The following is a 20,298-nucleotide window of genomic DNA, read 5'->3' as shown; positions in this document are numbered from 1 at the left end:
TCCTCGGTCTGGTGTAACGCCCAGGCTCCGGGCGTCAAAGGAGTTGCAATGAGGTCGCATTGCAGGGGCTCTATGAACACCGTATGATGTTAAATAATAATCATACCTATTCGCATTAGTCAAAATCTGATCGCGAAGACCATCGTCTCAGGAGAGGTGTTGTGGACAACGGAGCGTTCGCGTCCCAGGAGCAATTTGAAAAGCTGTATGTCGATCACCACCGCTGGTTGTGCAGTTTGTTGCGTCGCAAGCTGGGCAATTCGGTGGATGCCGCGGATCTGGCCCATGACGTCTATCTCAATCTCATCAGGAAGGGCCGGGTTCCCTCGACCGAGAACTCACGCCGTCATCTGACTCAAATCGCCAAAGGCATGGTGATAGATCTGTATCGCCGCCGGCATCTTGAGGCCAGCCATCTGGAAGGGCTGATGCAGCAAGCCGAGCCTCAGGTGCCATCAGAAGAGGTTCGTGCGCTGGCATCCGAGGCCCTGTCACAGATCGATGTTGCCTTGCATAACAAGCCACTCAAGGCCCGCGAAGCGTTGCTGATGTGCAAGTTGCATGGCATGGGCCACCGGGATATCGCGGCCGAGTTGAAGGTGTCGGTGTCCTCCGTCGAGAAATACATCGCTGCGGGCCTTCGGGCCTGTCACCCATTTGCATCGGGGGCTGGCCTGTGACCGGTCGTTCGGTTCACGACGGCGAACGGATTAATCCGCATTTCGATTGAGGATTTTGCGTCGCCGTTCGGAATAAAGGTACGCAACGCGCAAAACGCTCGAACACAAAGGAAGTCAGGCATGCCTTCAGGCTGTCACCAGTGGTAATTCAGGAGAGCTCATGAGTGATAAAGACCAACCCGCCGCCGGCTCGGTATCCCGTGTACTGAAACCCGTACGCGGCCGGCTGATTGTCGCCGCGGTACTGGCCGCCATCGGGACCATGCTGACGATGGTGCCACTGGCCGGCATCGCCCATATCGCACAGCTCTCGATGGGGCAGGCCGAGGTCGCTACCGGCTGGGTCCAGATGCAGAGTCAGGTCTGGCGGGTTATCAGCGTCAGCCTGGTGTGCCTGTTCCTCGGCATGACGTTGATTTCGGTGGGCGAGATGGTTGCGCACCTGGCCGACAATCACATCACCGGCCATTTGCGTCTGGCGATTACTCGTCGACTGGCCAAGGTGCCGCTGGGTTGGTTTACCAGTCGGGCTTCGGGTGAAGTCAAACAGGCAATGCAGGATGACATCGGTACGCTGCACAGCCTGACTGCGCATTTCTTTACCACGCTGGGCCGTACCGTTGGTGCGATCCTCATCGCCATCCTGTACCTGTTTGCCATGGACTGGCGCATGGCGATTGTCTCCCTGCTGCCATTTCCGCTGTTTTTCCTGTTCTTCTCCAGGGCAACCAAGGCCAGTGGGGCGAACATGCAATCGTTCGGTGCCGGTATGGCGCGTATCAACAACGCAGTGGTTGAGTTCGTCAACGGCATTCCCGTGGTCAAGGCCTTCGGTGTCGAGGGCAAGGCCCATGGCAGTTACCGTGAGGCGGTGGATGCCTTCGCCGAAGCGTTCACCGACTTCACGCGGCCGCTGGTCAGTGCAATGGCCAACGCCCATGCCATGGTTACCCCGGTTGCGGTACTCGGGGTGGTGCTGGCCTTTGGCACTTTGTTGGTGAGCCTGGGCTGGATCACGCCGGTCGAGGTGTTGCCCTTCGCCTTGGTGGCGCCGGGCATCTGTGCGCCACTGCTGCTGTTGAGCTACATCACTCACGACCTGAACAATGCGACCGCCGCTGCCCAGCGTGTGCATGGGCTACTGGAAACGCCGGTGCTGGAAACCCTGGCGGGCGAATCCCAGCAGTTACCTGAAAATGCCGAAATTCGCGTCGAGCAACTCAGCTATAGCTACGACGGCCAGAGCCCGGTGCTCAAGGACATTGGCTTCACCCTCAAGCCCGGCACCGTGACCGCGATTGTCGGTGCTTCCGGCTCCGGCAAGTCGACATTGGCACGCCTGCTGCTGCGCTTCTTCGATCCGACTGAAGGGCGCATTACGCTGGGCGGCGTCGACATCAGGCAGATCGAGAGCGCGCAGTTGTACCGGCGCATCGGTTTTGTGTTGCAGGAAGTACGTCTTATCCATGCCAGCCTGCGCGACAACATTGCCTTGGGCAGGCCGTCGGCCAGCCAGCAGGAAATCGAAGACGCCGCGCGCACCGCGAATATTCACGAGCGCATCCTCGCCTTGCCGCGCGGTTATGACTCGGTGATCGGTGAGGATGTGCAACTCTCCGGCGGCGAGTTACAGCGCGTGAGTATCGCCCGCGCCGTGTTGCTGGACCCGCCGGTGCTGGTGCTTGATGAAGCCACGGCGGCAGCCGATGCCGAGAACGAGGTGAAGCTCCAGCAAGCGCTATCGCGATTCGCCCGGGGCCGCACCTTGATGGTGATCGCTCACCGGCTCGATACGGTGATGCACGCAGACCGGATCATTCTGATCGACAACGGTACGATTTGTGAGCAGGGACGTCATCACGAACTGCTCGCCCGCAAAGGCCGCTACGCCCGACTGTGGGCACTGGGCGGCTACGAACAGGCCAAGGAACAGGCGGTGCCGTCATGCTGAGAACCTTTATTCAACTGTTGGGTGACGATGCCCCGGTGCTGCGGCGCTATCTCTATATGACGCTGGTCTACGGCCTGCTCTGCGGGCTGACGATTGTCACCCTGGTGCCGATACTCACCAGCTTGCTGGGCAGTGAGACTCGCGCAGCAGGGCAATGGTTGATCGCGCTGGTGATCGGCATGGTGATTTGCTGGGCGCTACGACGCACAGTGGAGAAAGCCGGTATCCGTGTCGGCATCGCCGTTCTCCAGCGGGGCCGCCATCGGCTCGGCGACCATGTGGCGCGTTTGCCGGTGGGTTGGTTCACCGCGCAAAACACCGCGCGGCTAAACCATGTCGCGTCCCAGGGCATGATGGAAATGGCGCAGCTTCCCGCCCACGTTTTCACGCCGCTGATTACCGGCGTGATCACGCCGGTAGTGATCCTGATTGCACTGTTCGCCTTGCACTGGCAGATGGGCCTGATCGCACTGGTGACGCTGCCGATCCTGCTGGGTGTCTTTGTATTGACCGCCCGCTTGGGGCAGCGTGCCGACCAGGACTTCCAGCACAACGCTGCCCACACCAGCCAGCGCATGGTCGAGTTCGCCCAAGCGCAATCGGTGCTGCGGGCGTTCAATGGCGAGGACGGTGGTACCCGGTTTCTTGAACAGGCCATCGGGCGCCAGCAGCGCTCTGCAAGACAGCTGATTCACGTCTCGGCGATGTCGGTGGTGTTCAATGCCTGGGCTGTACAAGTGAGCTTCGCCGCCTTGCTGGTGGCCGCCACGCTATGGCTGGGTGAGCTGTTGGGCGCAAGCCTGGAGGCGGGATCGGTCATCGCGGTCATTGTTTCACTGCTGCTGGTTAGCCGCTTTATCGATCCGTTGCTGGAAGTGGCCGGCTATAGCGAGGTGTTGCGTGGTGCGCGTGGCCAGTTGGGAGCCGTGCGTGAGATCTTTGCGGTCAAGCCGTTGCCTGAACCGCAAACGCCACAGGCACCCGTCGATGGGTCCGTCGAACTGCGCAACGTGAGCTTTCGTTATGCCGAAGATCAGGCTGATGTATTACATGAGGTCAGCCTGCGTATCGAGCCGGGCAGCATGACCGCTCTGGTCGGCGCTTCCGGCTCGGGCAAGACCACGCTGGTGAGGCTGATCGCGCGTTTCTTCGACGTGACTCAAGGCTCTGTGATCGTCGGTGGTGTGGATGTGCGCCAGATGTCCGGCGAGCAACTGGCCGGCCAGATCAGCCAGATCTTCCAGGATGCTTACCTGTTCCAGGGCAGCATCGCCGACAACATTCGCATTGGCAAGCCCGATGCCAGTGATGCCCAGGTGATGGAAGCGGCACGACAAGCCGGTGTCGTGGAGATCATCGAACGACTGCCTCAAGGCCTGGATACACCCGTGGGCGAGGGCGGCGCCCGCCTGTCCGGCGGCGAACGCCAGCGGATTTCCATCGCCCGTGCGCTGATCAAGGATGCACCGATTCTGTTGGTCGATGAGGCCACTGCTGCGCTCGATGCCGAAAACCAGGCCGCTATTGCCGAGGCACTGGCACGCTTGCGTGGTACGCGTACGCTGATCGTCATCGCGCACCAGCTCTCGACGGTGGCCATGGCCGACCAGATCCTGGTGCTCGATAATGGCCAGATCAGCGAGCGAGGTTCCCACGCGCAATTGAGTGCCAAGCCAGGGCTCTACGCGCACTTTCTCGCTCAGCGCCGGGCCGCAAAGGGCTGGCGCATTGCCGGGGTGCTTGGCAGTGAGGACGATTCTTGAGTCGTGCAGCCTTACTGAGCCTGTTTGTTGTGCTCTGTTGCCTTTCGCTGATGGTGGGAGTCAAGCAGGTCTCCTGGACAGCACTTTTCACATTTTCCGAAGATGCCTGGCTGACACTGACCGCCAGCCGCCTTCCGCGTCTCGCGGCCCTGATACTTACCGGGGTAGGGCTGGCCGTCTGCGGCGTGATCCTGCAGCAGATTGTGCGTAACCGGTTCGTCGAGCCCGCCACGTCCGGCGGGCTGGATGCGGCAAAGCTGGGCATTCTGATTTCACTGACGGTAGCCCCCGCCGCGGGGACTGTCGGCAGGATGCTGTTTGCCCTGGTGTTCTGTTTTGCCGCGAGCCTGATTTATGTCGCGATCATCCGCCGTATCAAGTTCAAGAACACGGTGATGATTCCGGTCATAGGGCTGATGTATGGCAGCGTACTGAGCGCCGTCGCCGAGTTCTACGCCTACCGTCACAACATCTTGCAGAGCATGCAGGGCTGGATGCTCGGTGACTTCTCGAAAATCGTGCAGGGCAATTACGAGATCATCTATCTGATCCTGCCGATTGTCGTGCTCACCTACCTGTATGCGCACCGGTTTACCGTCCTGGGGATGGGTGAGGGCATGGCCAGCAGTCTGGGCTTGAACTACGCGGCCAATGCGGCGCTAGGTCTGATGCTCGTGGCGGTCACCGTTTCCGCCACGGTCATCACGGTGGGGGCGATCCCCTTTGTCGGACTGGTGATTCCCAACCTGGTGGCGCTGCACTACGGCGAAAACCTGGAGCGAACATTGCCCATCGTCGCCTTGTGTGGCGCGTCGTTGTTATTGGCCTGCGATATCCTCGGCCGCCTGCTGATCTACCCCTTCGAAGTGCCCATAGGCCTCACCGCCGGCAGTGTGGGCGGGCTGATATTTCTGGTGCTGCTGATCAGGAAGTACACATGAGGCGCGTGGCTACCCGTTATGGTCTCTGGCTGCTGGTTCTGGTGCTGGCGATCGCGTTCCTGTTGTTGGGAGCCGGCCTGGACTTTGACTACGTCATTCCCAAGCGACTGACCCGTTTGGCGGCGATGTGCATTGCCGGGGTGTGCATTGCCTATTCGTCGGTGATTTTCCAGACCATCGCCGGCAACCGAATACTGACGCCGGCGATCATGGGGTATGAGGCGATCTACCTGCTGTTCCAGGCACTGCTTATTCTGCTGCTGGGCACCCAGAGCCTGGTGTTGCTGGGGCGTGACGGTAACGTCCTGTTGTCGGTCCTGCTGATGCTCGGCTATTCATGGCTTATTCATCGGTGGCTGTTCCGTGACGGGAGCAACAACGTGTACCTGCTGCTCCTGTTGGGACTGGTACTGAGCATGGTGATGGGGACGTTTACCCAATTCATCCAGCTGAAGATCAGCCCCGGAGAATTCTCGATTTTCCAAGGGTTCAACTACGCCTCCTTCAACAAGGCGCAACCTGGGCAAGTGATCTATTCGGGCGTGCTGGTCGCGGCGGTGTGCTGCATCGCCCAACGAACCCTGCCGGTGCTCGATGTGCTTTCCCTGGGACGTGACCAGGCTATTTCCCTGGGGGTCGATTACCCGCGCAGCGTGCGACTTCAACTGGCACTTATCGCCATTTTGGTGGCGATCTCGACGAGCCTCGTCGGGCCGACGGCATTCATGGGCGTGTTCGTTGCGAACATCTCCTATGCGCTTGCCCGAACCGCTCGGCACCGGGTCACGTTGCCCATGAGTTGCGCCATCGCCATTGGCATTTTCATTGTCGCCCAATACCTGGTCGAGCAGATATTCAACTACAACACCTCCGTCAGCATTCTCATCAACCTGGTGTGTGGTGTGTATTTCCTTGCGCTGATGATTCGAACCCGAGGCACCTCATGATCGCCCTCAATCACGTTTACAAGGCCTATGGCACCCGGCACGTCCTGAGTGACGTCAGCGTCCGGTTTCCACCGGGGCAGGTCACGTCGCTGATCGGCCCAAACGGGGCGGGCAAGACCACGCTGCTGATGTTGATTGCTCGCCTGCTGGCGCCGACCCGGGGTGACGTGCTGATTGGCGGGCGGAGCATTCTGGATGTGCCCGTTCGCGACTATGCCAAGCGCGTGGCCACCTTGCGCCAGTCCCCGGATTTCAACCTGCGCCTGACCGTCGAGGAACTGGTCGCCTTCGGGCGCTTCCCCTACAGCCGTGGAGCGCTTACCGCCCAGGATCGCGAGGCAATCGATGAAGCCATCGAGTTCTTGTCTTTGCAGTCCCTGCGCCTCTCCTACATTGACGAGCTCAGCGGCGGACAACGGCAAATGGCCTTCCTGGCGATGACCATTGCCCAGCAAACGGATTACCTGTTGCTGGACGAGCCGCTCAACAACCTCGACATGAAGCATGGCGTACAGATCATGCGTGCCCTGCGTCGTTTGTGTGATGAGCAAGGCCGCACCGTGATCCTGGTGGTCCATGACATCAACTTCGCGGCCAACTATTCCGATCATATCGTTGCCATGAAAGGCGGGGGAATTCACCGCCACGGCCCGGTCGCGGAGGTGGTGACCGAGGCGCACCTGCGGGAACTTTTTGATCTGGATTTCGAAATCCTGCAGAGCGAACAAGGGTTTGTCTGCAACTACTTCAACCCATCACCTTCAAGGGAACTGATATGAGCACGGATCACGCGAACAAATTCTGTGGAGTGCTACTGGCAATGGCCGTAGCGGCCGGGCTGCAGGGATGTGACAAGCCGGCGGCAGAGGCCACGCCGCCAGTGAGTGCACAGGCGCACTACGAGCCGATCAAGATCGAGCACCCTCTGGGCACAACCGTGGTGACCAAACTGCCCGAGCGTGTAGTGGCCTTCGATATGAGCGAACTCGATACACTCGATCAATTGAAGGCACCGGTGGTGGGCATCGCCAAGGACTACGTCACCAGCTTTCTCGCCAAATACCGTGACGACTCGAATGTCATGGATGTAGGGGCGACTATTCAGCCCAATCTCGAGCGGTTGCATGCGCTCAAGCCCGACCTGATTCTGATCTCTCCGCTCCAGGCACAAAGCTATAAGGAACTCAGCCAGATCGCCCCGACCGTCTATGACGACGTGGACCTGACCAACAAACACGGCAATCTCATCGGCACAGCCAAGGAGCATTTGACCCTCCTGGGACGCATCCTCGGCAAAGAGGAACTGGCCCGCCAGAAAGTCGCGGAAATGGACGCCAAGGTGGAACAGACCCGCCGTGTCACTGACGGGCGTCCAGAGAAAGCGTTGATCGTGCTGCATAACAACGGCGCCTTCACCTCCTACGGCGTGAAGTCGCGCTACGGCTTTGTCTTCGACACCCTGGGCGTGAAACCGGCCAGCACTGATATCGAAGCCGGCTTGCATGGACAGCCGATTTCCAATGAGTTTATCCAGCAGGCCGATCCCGACATTCTCTATGTAATCGACCGAACCGCGGTGATGGAACATCGTCCGGCACTGGACATCAAGAGCCTGGATAACCCACTGCTGCGCAAGACCAAGGCCTGGAACAACGGCCGTGTCATCTTTGTCGATGCTCAGACCTGGTATCTGTGTACCGCTAGCGTGACCTGTCTCAATCGAATGGCTGACGAGGTGGTTCAGGGCTACAAGGGCTGATTCACGACGTGTATCTGCAGCACAAAGGGCTGGTCCTGTTCAGGTACCGGCCCTTTTTTGTGGCTTTCGAATGTTGCTTCGGTCATCGGGGGATCACCACTGAGCCAGCCCCTGGAGTGTTCTTGGTGTGGTATATGCAAATTATTATCATTTGGATTGAGGAATTGGCGTTCTGGTACGGAAACCTAATGAATGAACTTCAATTCTTCGCATCGAAAGGAATCCAGCATGTCGGAACACGGCCGCCCACACAGCGCCAATCCTGACTCATCGCAGGCTACGCAACGCGCTTTTTCGTTTACCTTGAATCGCACTTTCTCTGCCGTACACATGGCGCTATTGCTTGGGCTGACCGGGGGCGCGATGGCTGTGTCCGCTGCGCCTGCCTCTGAGCCGCAGTCTCCGACGGGCACTGGCGAAGGTAGCCTCGTCCTGTCTGAAACAACGGTGGAGGGCACTATGGGTGCGTCCGCCGACCTGCCTCCCGCCTATGCGGGAGGCCAGGTTGCTACTGGCAGTCGAGTCGGGCTGCTGGGCACCAAGGACTTTATGGAGACTCCGTTCAGCGCCATCAGCTACACCGATGACTTCGTGCGCAACCACCAGGCGAAGGACATCGGTTCGGTAATCGGCGCAACCGATCCATCGGTGAACGTCCCCTCCAAACGGGCCATCCTCGAAACCTTCTTCATTCGTGGTTTCAATACCAGCGCCAACGACATCACCTACAACGGCCTGATCGGCATGGCGCCAAACCTGCGCGGCGCGACCGAGCTGGCCGAACGCATCGAAGTGCTCAAGGGCCCGTCTGCGCTGCTGAACGGCATGCCGCCGGATGGCAGCGTCGCAGGCAGCATCAACATGGTGCCCAAGCGCGCTGGCGACGAACCGCTGACACGCCTGACGACCTCTTTTGAATCCAATGGTTTATACGGTGCACATGCCGATGTGGGGCGGCGCTTTGGCGAGCAGAATCAGTTTGGTATCCGCTACAACGGGGCGTACCGCGACGGCGACACCGCTGTGGACGATCAGAAACAAAACATGCAACTCAACGCGCTGGGCCTGGACTGGCGCGCCGAACGCATTCGCCTGTCGTTGGACGCCTACAAGCACCGTGAACATCTGGAGGGCACCAACTACTTCGGTATTTCCTCGATCAACCCCACAGTCACCAACGTACCCCGCGCGAAGAAGGGTGATTACGCGCTGGCACCTGACTGGGCATACACCACCAACGACACCGAAACCTTCTTGCTCAGAGGCGAGGTCGATTTGAATGACTCGCTCACCGCCTTTGCGGCCTATGGGCAGAGGGAGGGTGGCCGCAACTCCCTGATGACCCGCGACACGCTGATCAACAACGCCGGTGATATCAGTGTTCTGGCTTATCGTTCGGATGGGCAGGGCATCCAGAAATCGGGCGAGGCTGGCCTGAAGGGCAGATTCGACACCGGTCCCGTAGGCCACCAATGGTCGCTGGCGGCTACACAGTACAAGTCGGAGATGAGCTTCAAGGATAAACAGATAGCCAACTACGTCACCACCAACTACTACAACCTCGACTTTGGCAAAACACCGCCCTTGGATAATTTCGGTGCGGTCACCTCTAGGACCGAAGCCAAGCTGGGCAGTGTTGCTTTTCTCGATACCCTTTCGTTCCTTGATGATCGCATCCAATGGACGCTGGGCGTACGACGTCAGTCGGTGGAAAGCTCCAACCTGACCCCGGCGCGGGTCAAGACTTCTCACTACGACGAGAGCCGCGTTTCGCCGGCTACCGCGTTGTTGGTCAAGGTCACCGATGATGTATCGGTCTACGCGAACTACATCGAAGGGCTGTCTCAGGGGGGGACGGCCCCGACGACGGCAGCCAACCCGGGTGAAATCCTGAGCCCGATTCAGACCAAGCAGTATGAAGTGGGCGCCAAGCTTGACCTGGGTACGTTCGCCACCACGTTGGCCGTGTTCCAGATCGAAAAACCCAGCACCTTTACCGACCCGGTCACCCGTATTTTTGGCGTCAATGGTGAGCAGCGTAACCGCGGCGTGGAATGGAGCTTCTTCGGTGAGGCCCAACCAGATCTGCGTTTGATGGGCGGTGTTTCCTACACGCAGGCGGTGTTGACGAAGGCGCAGGTAGCGGCGAACGAAGGCAATCAGGTGACCGGCGTTCCGAAAATCATCGGCAAACTTGGGGTCGAGTACGATCTGGAGAGGGTCCCTGGGCTAACCCTGACGGCAGGCACGAACTACGTAGGCAGCCGCTACGTTACGGACGACCATCGGATGGAGTTGCCGTCCTACACCGTTTTCGATGTGGGCGGTCGGTACACCACCAAGGTCATGTCCAAACCTGTGACCTTACGGGCTAACGTAGAGAACCTCGCCAACCGGGCATATTGGCTCGGCTCCTACAGTGGCGGCGACGGCAGTGGCCTGTCCGGCGGCCTGGGCGCTCCACGCACCCTTCAGCTTTCAGCATCGGTTGATTTCTGACAGTCGGCTAGCCAAGAGGCGGGGGGAGAGTTCTACGACTTTCTTAGGTCTTGGCTGAACGACACGGCGCACCGTGATTTTCGCTGGATTTAACGATAAAGCCCCGATTGATCGGCAATGCTGTTCACTTAAGGAAGTCTGGAGGTCTGAGAAGTATCTGTGGCGAGGGAGCTTGCTCCCGCTGGGGCGCGAAGCGGCCCTGAATTGGGCCTGCTACGCAGTCCAGCGGGAGCAAGCTGGGCCGCCAAAGTGGAAAAAGGCGACTACGCAGATCTGAAGGGCTTCAACCCGGCATCTTTAGCCGAATTGGTTTGAGCCTTATAGGGGAGTGGTGAGTGTGATGCCACAAGGTTTTAGTCTGAAGGAATCAGAGGTCTAGCCTCGGATGCTGCGAGGTGGAGATCGTAATCTGCTGTTGAGTGCGCCATGACTGTTTCAATTGAGCGAACATGTCAAGGCCACTCAACATCCGCACAAACAGGACTGCGTTGCAGTGTGGCCCGGGCATTTACACGCAGGCTACACAGTGTCGCTAGGTAATGTAGCGTTAGATTCTTCATGGTCGATTTGTGACTATATATCTTGTCGGTCACAAGTTGTCAGTCCTCGATAGGATGAGTAAGCTGTTACCATGAATCAGCCATCAATATCTTCAGCTTCCCCCAGCCCCCGTGGCCCAGCCGATCACGACATTCGAGACCAGATTGTCGCGGCGGCCAACGAACACTTCAGTCAATACGGCTACGGCAAAACCACGGTTTCCGACCTGGCTAGGGCCATCGGATTTTCCAAGGCCTACATCTACAAATTTTTTGATTCCAAGCAGGCGATCGGTGAAGCCATCTGCGCAAATTGTCTGGCAGAAATCGTCGCGGCTGTGGGGCAGGCGATCAATATAGAAGACCTGTCGCCGACGGAGCGCTTTCGACGATTGGTCAAAACTGTGATCGCCACAGGTGTGAATCTGTTCTTTAACGACCGAAAACTCTATGACATTGCAGCATTCGCGGCGTCGGAAAGCTGGCCCAGTACGCAGGCTTATGACGCACAGATCAAACGCTTCGTGTTGCAAATCGTGCGGGAGGGGCGAGAGATCGGTGAGTTTGAACGCAAGACTCCCTTGGACGAAACAGTAGAAGCCATACATCTGGCTTTGCGGCCTTTCGTCAATCCTTTACTCCTGCAGTACAACCTCGATTATGTCGAGGAGGCGCCCACGCTCACCTCCAACCTCATTTTGCGTAGCCTCATGCCTTGACCTTCGGCTAACGGTTTTACGTCATGCCTGTGTAAGCGACACATCACCAAAACGGCTTTTCACTTTGCCCTTCTTCCAGTCGTCGAAGGGCATTTCATTTATTCGCATTGTGACCGTTGACTGAATTGGTCACATGAATAAGTATGGTGAGCCATTGCTTCTACTGCTTCATCTCAGTGATCCCCATAGAGTTCAAACAATGAAAAAAATAGTGCTCAAGAGCCCATTTGGCCTCGCTGTCGTGCTCGCATCTTCAAATGTGTTTGCAAGCGGTTTCGCTCTCAATGAACAAAGCGTCAGCGGGATGGGGACCGGGTTTGCCGGGCGCTCCTCATCCGCTGAAGATGCGAGCACGGTCTTCGGTAATCCGGCGGGCATGTCTCGATTGAAAAGAGAGCAGGTCAGCGTGGGCGCGGCGACTCTATTCGCGAAGACCGACATAAGCCAAACCCGCAGTACATTCGGAGGCCAGGAAGACGGCGACATGGTGCCAACCACCACAGTGCCTATGGGTTACTACGTCAAACCCATCGATGAGCATTGGGCGTTCGGTGTAGGTTTTTATGTACCTTTCGGTCTGATGACTGACTATGGCAGCGGTTTTGCCGGGCGTTACTACGCCAACAAAAGTGAGGTCACGACGCTTACGTTCCAGCCCACCATCAGCTATGCCTTTAACGACAAAGTTTCGATCGGGTTCGGTCCGACTATCAACCGCATCACCGGTGAGCTGTCCGGAATGGTGCCCAATCCACTGAGCCCAGGTCGCAATGACGGAAAACTCAAAAGCACGGGCGACGACATGGCCCTCGGTTTCAACGCCGGTATCCTGGTGCAGGCTACAGACCGAACCCGCCTGGGAATGACCTACCATTCCAAGGTCAGTTACCACTTGGACGCCAAGACCAAGGTCTCTGACGGCATCTTTAGCGTGTTGGGGGTCAGCGGCCGGAGTTATGACGCTTCGCTGGATGTGGATACCCCAGAGTCTGTGGACTTCTCGGTGACTCATCAGCTCAATAATGACTGGACTCTATATTTAGGGAGTACCTGGACACGCTGGAGTCGCTTTAAAGAATTAACCATCGAGAACACGGGTTTACCCCCTTTGTTGAGCGGCTCGCTGGGCACTATTACCGAAGAACAGAACTGGCATGATACGTGGGCTCACGCTATCGGCACGGCGTACAAATTGAACAGCCAATGGGTACTTCGCGCAGGCTTCTCGGTCGACCAGTCGCCCACCAACAACACCAACCGAGGACCACGTATTCCCACGGGCGACCGGAAGGTTATCAGCTTCGGTGCTGGCTGGACTCCGGCGGACAATGTCACGATCGATGTTGCTTATTCCTACCTTTGGGAGGAGAGCGTGCAGATCAACGACACCTCTGCGAACAGAGGTGCATACAGTGCCAAATTCAAGAACAGTGCGAGCGGGCTCGGTACGTCCGTTAGTTACCGCTTCTAATTAAGTGCTGTTACACGATAAATGTCCTGTCGGGAGCATGCGTTGCCTCCCGACCTTTAAGAACATATCTCGGGCCTTTCCCCTGAGGTAAAAGGCCTCTTTGTCGCCCCCTCAGACTCCCATCACCTGCGCCATAAGGCTCTGATGAAACCGACGAGGCGTGGCCCAAGTCAAGACAGTAATGGCCTTGTTGCCAAAACCCGGCACCACACTCATGCGTCCGGCTTGCAGTGCACGGATTCCTGCACGCACGACGGGTTGAGGCTGCATCATCACCATTTTTAAGGCCGGTGTGATCCGTTGCTTGGCGCTTTCTGCAAATCCGGTATCCGACATTCCTGGGCAAAGTGCGGTAACGACGACGCCGTCTTTTTTCAGTTCGCGATGAAGCGCATCAGAGAAGCGAAGAACATAGGCTTTCGCGGCAGAGTAAACGGCGAAATTCTTCACGCCCTGGAAGGACAGCAAGCTGGCGACCATCAGGATGTGCCCACGTTTGCGGGCTCGCATGTCGGCCGCGAAAAGGCGTGTCAGGGCTGTCAGGCTGGCGATATCCAAATCAATCATGGTCAGAGACTCATCCAGAGGTTGATCCAGGAAAGGCCCCTGCAATCCATGACCCGCATTGTTGATGAGCACATCGATCACTATATTGCGTTCGTTGAGTCGCTCATGCAGTTCGATGATCGCCGGGATCGAGGACAGGTCTACTTGTTCGACGATCACATCAACGCCGAAGCGTTCGCGCAACTGCGCCGATAGTGCTTCGAGCTTACTCAGTCTTCTTGCTACCAGAACGAGCGATTTTCCCTGTGCTGCATATTGCCGGGCAAACTCCTCGCCAAATCCGCTTGATGCTCCGGTGATGAGCACCCAGGAATTCTCGTTCGACTTCATTTCGCTGTACTCCGGTTGGTTTCTATTGAGCAATTGGCTACTGACCGCGTCAGTCGGTGAACGAACCCGCTCTCGGATTGGGTAGTAGCTGAAAGAGGAGGGGGAGGTGCGTGCATCAAGTGCTACGTCACCTGGTTAAATCATCGTGTCGCAACAGGCTGGGCTTCAGGAGGCTGCCAGCCACCACCGAGCGCCTTGAATGCCGCGACCGCCGCCCGTGCCGATTCCGTTCGTGCTTGTGCCCGAGCATCGGAAGCCTGCAGCATCGTCTCGTCGGCGTGCAGGACGTCGATCAGGCTGGCAGTGCCTTTCTCATAGGCAATGAACGACGATTGGCGAGCCTGTGTCAGAGACGCCTCTCCCCCGGTGAGGGTGGTTGCTTGAGCTTCCCGGTTCACCAGTGAGAAGAGCGCGTTCTCCACATCCTCGGTGGCGCGCAGCACAGACTGACGGTAAGCGGCCAGGGTTTCGGCTTCCTGTCCCTTGGCTTGGTCGATTTGGGCGTTTATGCGACCAAAATCGAAGAGCCTCCAGCGCAATCCCAATACGCCCGCCGACTGGCTGGCGCCGCCAGTAAAAAGGTTGCCTGCGGATACAGTCGTGGCACTGCCCAGCAATGCGCTAAGGGAGAATTTCGGGTAGTACTCGGCAATCGCCTCCCCGATGCGTGCGTTTGAGGCCGCAAGACGGCGCTCAGCCACAATGAGGTCTGGCCTGCGGCGCAGCAAATCGGCCGGCGTTCCCATCGCCTTTAATTGCGGCGCTACAGGAATGCTCCCCGCACTTGCCAGTTGTGTGCGGTGAGTGCCTGGCGGCGTGCCGAGCATGACATCCAGCGCATTCATGGCAGCATCCAGACCGGTCTGCAGGACCGGCACTGTCGCTTGGACCTGCGATAGCGCTCCCTCGGCCTGGCGAACCTGATAGTTGGCGGCGAGCCCCTTGCTGTAGAGCAATTGGACTTTCTCTAGTAGCTCCTGCTGTGTTTTGACTTGTCGGTTAGCAATGTCCAGCCGGGTCTGCAGTCCGCGGACAGTGATGTAGATATCAGCGGTCTGCGCGGCGATGGCCAATCGTGTGGCAGCGACGCCCGCCTGGGACGCCTGGTACTCGGCCAGAGCAGCCTCGCGTCCGCGGCGCAATCCGCCAAAGACATCTACCTCCCAGCTGGCATCGAGGTTGGCCTCGTAGGAACTTCCGTACCGATCATAGCCAGGCGTTGAGTTCAACACCTGGCCGAGCGGCGTCTCGATTGACTGGTAGGAGCGCGCGGCCTGTCCGCTGATGTTCCCCGAGGGCAGTAAAGCGGCATTTGCGGCGCCCAGTCCGGCCCGTGCCTGCGTGACTCGCGCCGACGCCTGCGCCAGATCCAGGTTCTGCTCAAGTGCCTTGGAGACGAAGTCGGCTAACAGTGGATCACCAAAGCCTTCCCACCAGGCGACAAGACCGGCCGGCGTCGCCCCAGGCCTCTGTTCGACGGAAGACTGCCCCAGGTAATGGTCCGAAAGTGGGGCGTCCGGACGGTGATAGTCCGGACCGACCGCGCAACCTGTCATCAAGCTGGCACTCACCAAGAGAGCAACGGGACGGAGGGTAGGCATTGAGGTTCCTTCAATTGAGGATGTTTGTGACCATATTACGTTACGGTCACTTTCTGTCAATCGACACTCTTTGGGCTAAGCTCAAGGTTGGTCATCAGCGTGCGGCGATACTAGTGCTGAGGTTAATGGGCTCGGTATTTCATAATGTGTGACCATTGACAGATATGGTCACCAGACTGAGAATGTGGCGCCTGTCCTATTTTTTAAGTAAGGGAACCTATGCGCCGGCTTCGACCTATCCCCATTGCCGCTTGCTTGTTGCCTCTCGTCCTGACGGCGTGTGGCGACTCATCCACCGTTGAAGATCCACGCACGCAGGCCCCTTTGGTGAGGTCTTCTGCGGTTCAGGCTTCGTCCGACGTCTCACGTTCTTTCACGGGTGTCGTGGCTGCCCGCGTTCAGGGCGATCTGGGTTTTCGGGTATCAGGCAAGGTGCTTGAGCGTCTGGTTGACACCGGTCAGACCGTTAAACGTGGGCAGCCACTCATGCGCCTTGACCCAATCGACCTGGGGTTGCAGGCGCGAGCACAGCAAGAGTCAGTCATAGCCGCTCGGGCCCGAGCCAAGCAGACTGCAGATGACGAGGCGCGATATCGCGACCTGGTCGCCGCAGGTGCTGTTTCTGCATCGGCCTATGACCAGATCAAAGCCGCAGCGGATACCGCAAAAGCACAGCTCAGCGCTGCTGAAGCGCAGGCTGACGTTGCCCGCAATGCTTCTGGTTATGCGGTGCTGTTTGCGGATTCCGACGGCGTAGTGGTGGAGACGCTCGCCGAGCCCGGACAAGTTGTCAGCCCGGGACAGCCCGTGGTTCGACTGGCGCGGGCAGGGCAACGCGAAGCCATCGTGCATCTGCCCGAGACGCTACGCCCCACAGCAGGATCCACTGCGCAGGCGACGCTTTATGGCAATACCACGGGTGCAGTTACAGCGAAGCTGAGGCTGCTTTCTGACTCGGCCGACCGTATGACGCGCACCTTCGAGGCGCGGTATGTGCTTGAGGGCGCACTGGCCAATGCACCGCTAGGTTCGACCGTCACACTTCGGATCGCTGAAAGCACCACGCTAGGGCAGGGACTGCAAGTACCGATCGCTGCCGTTTATGACCCAGGCCAAGGCACTGGCGTGTGGGTCATCGCCGGTACACCGGCGAAAGTGACTTGGCGATCTGTTCAGGTCCTGGGCTTGAGCGACGACGCAGCGCGAGTCGCAGGCGATCTCAAGGTCGGCGAGCAGATTGTAGCGTTAGGCGCGCATCTGCTGCGCGATGGTGAGGAGGTGAGACTGGCTCAACCGGGTGACGTCAAGGTTGCCGGGAGTCATCCATGAGCGAGGGGCGCTTCAATCTTTCCGCGATCGCCGTTCGTGAGCGCTCCATCACGGTGTTTCTGATCTTCCTGATCGCCGTTGCGGGCATCCTGTCGTTCTTCCAACTGGGGCGTGCGGAAGATCCTCCGTTTACGGTCAAGCAATTGACGGTCATTACCGCGTGGCCGGGCGCCACGGCGCAGGAGATGCAGGATCAGGTAGCAGAGCCACTTGAAAAACGCCTGCAAGAACTGAAATGGTACGACCGCACGGAAACTTACACCCGTCCAGGCCTCGCTTTCACGATGGTGTCACTGCGCGATAGCACGCCGCCCTCGCAAGTGCAGGAGGAGTTCTATCAGGCGCGTAAAAAGCTCGACGATGAGGCCAGGAAGCTGCCGGCGGGTGTCATCGGGCCAATGGTCAACGACGAGTTTTCGGACGTGACATTTGCACTGTTCGCCCTGAAAGCCAAAGGCGAACCGCAGCGATTGTTGGTGCGTGATGCAGAGTCGTTGCGCCAACAACTGTTGCATGTGCCGGGCGTGAAGAAGGTCAACATCATTGGGGAGCAACCCGAGCGCATCTTTGTTTCCTTTTCCCATGATCGGCTGGCCACCTTGGGCGTATCGCCTCAGGACATCTTTGCCGCGCTGAACAATCAGAACGTGCTCACGCCTGCCGGTTCGATCGAAAGCGACGGGCCACAAGTCTTCCTCCGGCTGGATGGCGCCTTCGACAAGGTGCAAAAGATTCGTGACACACCCATTGCGGTTCAGGGGCGGACGCTGAAGCTCTCGGACGTGGCGACGATCGAACGTGGTTATGAAGATCCGGCAACCTTTCTCGTGCGTAATAACGGTGAAGAGGCCTTGTTGCTGGGGATCGTGATGCGTGAGGGCTGGAACGGTCTTGACCTCGGCAAGGCGTTGGACGCGGAGACGGTCAAGATAAATGAAGGCATGCCTTTGGGCATGACGCTCTCCAAGGTCACCGATCAATCTGTAAATATCAGTTCGGCCGTCGGCGAGTTCATGGTCAAGTTTTTCGTCGCGCTGCTTGTGGTGATGCTCGTCTGCTTTCTCAGCATGGGCTGGCGTGTAGGCGTTGTGGTCGCTGCGGCTGTACCGTTGACGTTGGCGGTGGTGTTTGTGGTGATGGCGGCCACTGGAAAGAACTTTGACCGTATCACCCTCGGCTCGTTGATTCTGGCGCTCGGACTGCTGGTGGACGACGCCATCATTGCTATCGAAATGATGGTGGTGAAAATGGAGGAGGGCTACGACCGCATCAAAGCTTCCGCGTATGCCTGGAGTCATACAGCCGCACCGATGCTTTCCGGTACGCTGGTGACGGCTATCGGCTTTATGCCCAACGGCTTCGCGCAGTCGACAGCCGGCGAGTACACCAGCAACATGTTCTGGATCGTGGGCATTGCCCTGATTGCCTCCTGGGTGGTTGCGGTGGCCTTTACCCCGTACCTGGGTGTGAAGATGTTGCCGAACATCAAGAAGGTGGAGGGTGGTCATGCGGCCATCTACAACACCCGAAATTACAACCACTTCCGCCAGGTGTTGACGCGTGTCATCGCTCGCAAATGGCTGGTAGCCGGTACTGTTATCGCAATGTTTGGCGTGGCGATTCTCGGCATGAGCCTGGTCAAGAAACAGTTCTTCCCTACCTCGGACCGTCCAGAGGTATTGATTGAAGTGCAAATGCCTTATGGAACCTCCATTGAACAGACCAGTGCCACTACCGCCAAGATAGAGGCCTGGCTGCAAAAGCAGGATGAGGCAAAAATCGTCACCGCTTATATCGGGCAAGGCGCGCCGCGTTTCTATCTGGCGATGGCGCCGGAACTCCCCGATCCGTCTTTCGCGAAGATTGTGGTGCTGACGGACAGCCAGGAGGAGCGCGAGGCCCTCAAGTTCCGTCTCCGCGAGGCCGCTGCCGAGGGACTTGCCCCAGAAGCGCGTGTCAGGGTGACTCAGCTTGTGTTTGGTCCGTATTCGCCGTTCCCTGTTGCCTATCGGGTGATGGGGTCTGATCCGTCGAAATTGCGCGAGATCGCGGGCCAGGTACAGGACGTGATGCAAAAGAGCTCGATGATGAGAACCGTCAACACTGACTGGGGGCCACTGACGCCGACGCTGCATTTGGCTCTGGATCAGGATCGCTTGGAGGCGGTGGGGTTGACGTCAAACTCAGTCGCGCAGCAACTGCAGTTCCTGTTGGCCGGAGTACCGATCACCGCAGTTCGTGAGGACATTCGTTCGGTGCAGGTGGTTGGTCGCGCAGCGGGTGATATCCGGCTCGATCCCGCCAAGATAGAAGGTTTTACTCTGGTAGGCACGGCAGGTCAGCGGATCCCGCTGTCTCAGGTGGGAGAGGTCGATGTTCGTATGGAGGATCCAATCCTCCGACGTCGTGATCGCACGCCGACCATTACCGTGCGCGGTGACATTGCCGAAGGCCTGCAGCCACCGGACGTCTCGAGCGTGATCATGAAAGAGCTGCAGCCGGTCATCGACAAGCTGCCTGACGGGTTCCGGATCGAGCAGGCGGGTGCAATCGAGGAGTCGGGCAAAGCCGGTAAAGCGATGTTGCCGTTGTTCCCGATCATGATTGCCATGACGCTACTGATCATTATTCTGCAGGTACGTTCGATCTCGGCGATGATCATGGTGTTCCTCACCTCGCCACTGGGGTTGATTGGTGTGGTGCCGACACTGCTTATCTTCCAGCAGCCGTTTGGTATCAACGCTCTGGTAGGTCTAATCGCCCTTTCGGGCATTTTGATGCGCAATACGCTGATTCTGATTGGCCAAATCCATCACAACGCGCAAGAAGGGCTGGATCCGTTTCACGCGGTGGTCGAAGCCACGGTCCAACGTGCCCGCCCGGTACTGCTGACAGCGCTGGCGGCAATCCTGGCGTTCATTCCCCTGACACACTCCGTCTTCTGGGGGACGCTGGCCTACACGTTGATCGGAGGCACGTTCATCGGAACCATCATGACGCTGGTGTTCCTGCCAGCGATGTACTCCATCTGGTTCAAGATCCGTCCTGACAATACGGATCAACCTGAACCAGCGAAAAGGCAAGCAAGCCTAGTGGACAGGACGCCACCCCGTCCTCTCGCCACTCACCTCACCACAAAGCTTTAGCCGTACGCCATAGCTTGCTGTTTTTATTGGGTGTCGACTGAAAAATGAAGAGGGTT

Annotated in this window: 14 protein-coding genes; 12 read left to right on the top strand and 2 right to left on the bottom strand. The window is 58.3% G+C overall.

Annotation, left to right across the window (positions count from 1 at the left end; all coding sequences use genetic code 11):
• Window positions 1-161: 161 nt before the first annotated feature.
• The 10 genes from AC3WK5_RS03080 to AC3WK5_RS03035 all read left to right on the top strand — a co-directional run bounded on the left by AC3WK5_RS03080 (window position 162) and on the right by AC3WK5_RS03035 (window position 13,269).
• Window positions 162-680 (top strand): sigma-70 family RNA polymerase sigma factor, encoded by a 519-nt coding sequence (locus AC3WK5_RS03080; RefSeq protein ID WP_103314543.1) that lies wholly within the window; start codon window positions 162-164, stop codon window positions 678-680.
• A 160-nt stretch (window positions 681-840) separates the two neighbouring features.
• Window positions 841-2,631: an ABC transporter ATP-binding protein gene (locus AC3WK5_RS03075; protein ID WP_103314544.1), complete on the top strand. Its 1,791-nt coding sequence runs from the start codon at window positions 841-843 to the stop codon at window positions 2,629-2,631.
• Complete coding sequence (locus AC3WK5_RS03070) at window positions 2,625-4,394, top strand: ABC transporter ATP-binding protein (RefSeq protein ID WP_103314545.1); 1,770 nt, start codon at window positions 2,625-2,627, stop codon at window positions 4,392-4,394. Before AC3WK5_RS03075 ends, AC3WK5_RS03070 begins: the two co-directional genes overlap by 7 nt.
• On the top strand, window positions 4,391-5,335 hold the full coding sequence (locus AC3WK5_RS03065) for an ABC transporter permease (protein WP_103314546.1): 945 nt from the start codon (window positions 4,391-4,393) through the stop codon (window positions 5,333-5,335). The genes AC3WK5_RS03070 and AC3WK5_RS03065 overlap by 4 nt, the downstream gene beginning before the upstream one ends.
• On the top strand, window positions 5,332-6,282 hold the full coding sequence (locus tag AC3WK5_RS03060) for an iron chelate uptake ABC transporter family permease subunit (protein WP_103314547.1): 951 nt from the start codon (window positions 5,332-5,334) through the stop codon (window positions 6,280-6,282). The genes AC3WK5_RS03065 and AC3WK5_RS03060 overlap by 4 nt, the downstream gene beginning before the upstream one ends.
• Window positions 6,279-7,061, top strand: a complete 783-nt coding sequence (locus AC3WK5_RS03055; protein WP_054597225.1) for an iron ABC transporter ATP-binding protein — start codon at window positions 6,279-6,281, stop codon at window positions 7,059-7,061. Before AC3WK5_RS03060 ends, AC3WK5_RS03055 begins: the two co-directional genes overlap by 4 nt.
• Entirely contained in the window at window positions 7,058-8,041 is a 984-nt protein-coding gene (locus tag AC3WK5_RS03050; RefSeq protein ID WP_103314548.1) for a siderophore ABC transporter substrate-binding protein, read from the top strand. The genes AC3WK5_RS03055 and AC3WK5_RS03050 overlap by 4 nt, the downstream gene beginning before the upstream one ends.
• Before the next feature lie 192 nt (window positions 8,042-8,233).
• Window positions 8,234-10,540 (top strand): TonB-dependent receptor, encoded by a 2,307-nt coding sequence (locus AC3WK5_RS03045; protein ID WP_237142922.1) that lies wholly within the window; start codon window positions 8,234-8,236, stop codon window positions 10,538-10,540.
• Between the two features lie 631 nt (window positions 10,541-11,171).
• Window positions 11,172-11,798, top strand: a complete 627-nt coding sequence (locus tag AC3WK5_RS03040) for a TetR/AcrR family transcriptional regulator (protein ID WP_103314549.1) — start codon at window positions 11,172-11,174, stop codon at window positions 11,796-11,798.
• 199 nt (window positions 11,799-11,997) lie between these two features.
• Window positions 11,998-13,269 (top strand): OmpP1/FadL family transporter, encoded by a 1,272-nt coding sequence (locus AC3WK5_RS03035; protein ID WP_103314550.1) that lies wholly within the window; start codon window positions 11,998-12,000, stop codon window positions 13,267-13,269.
• Between the two features lie 111 nt (window positions 13,270-13,380).
• Here AC3WK5_RS03035 and AC3WK5_RS03030 read toward each other — a convergent pair whose 3' ends face one another.
• Together AC3WK5_RS03030 and AC3WK5_RS03025 are read right to left on the bottom strand one after the other, a co-directional pair.
• Complete coding sequence (locus AC3WK5_RS03030; RefSeq protein WP_103314551.1) at window positions 13,381-14,166, bottom strand: SDR family NAD(P)-dependent oxidoreductase; 786 nt, start codon at window positions 14,164-14,166, stop codon at window positions 13,381-13,383.
• A 140-nt stretch (window positions 14,167-14,306) separates the two neighbouring features.
• A complete protein-coding gene (locus AC3WK5_RS03025) occupies window positions 14,307-15,767 on the bottom strand; it encodes an efflux transporter outer membrane subunit (RefSeq protein WP_103314552.1) in 1,461 nt (486 codons plus the stop codon).
• Between the two features lie 219 nt (window positions 15,768-15,986).
• Here AC3WK5_RS03025 and AC3WK5_RS03020 point away from each other — a divergent pair, with 219 nt between their 5' ends.
• Window positions 15,987-17,096: an efflux RND transporter periplasmic adaptor subunit gene (locus AC3WK5_RS03020; RefSeq protein ID WP_103314553.1), complete on the top strand. Its 1,110-nt coding sequence runs from the start codon at window positions 15,987-15,989 to the stop codon at window positions 17,094-17,096.
• Window positions 17,093-20,242 (top strand): efflux RND transporter permease subunit, encoded by a 3,150-nt coding sequence (locus AC3WK5_RS03015; protein WP_103314554.1) that lies wholly within the window; start codon window positions 17,093-17,095, stop codon window positions 20,240-20,242. The genes AC3WK5_RS03020 and AC3WK5_RS03015 overlap by 4 nt, the downstream gene beginning before the upstream one ends.
• Window positions 20,243-20,298 lie beyond the last annotated feature (56 nt).

The organism is Pseudomonas sp. FW306-02-D09B (genome assembly GCF_058782685.1).
This window is presented reverse-complemented; position numbering and strand designations above follow the sequence as displayed.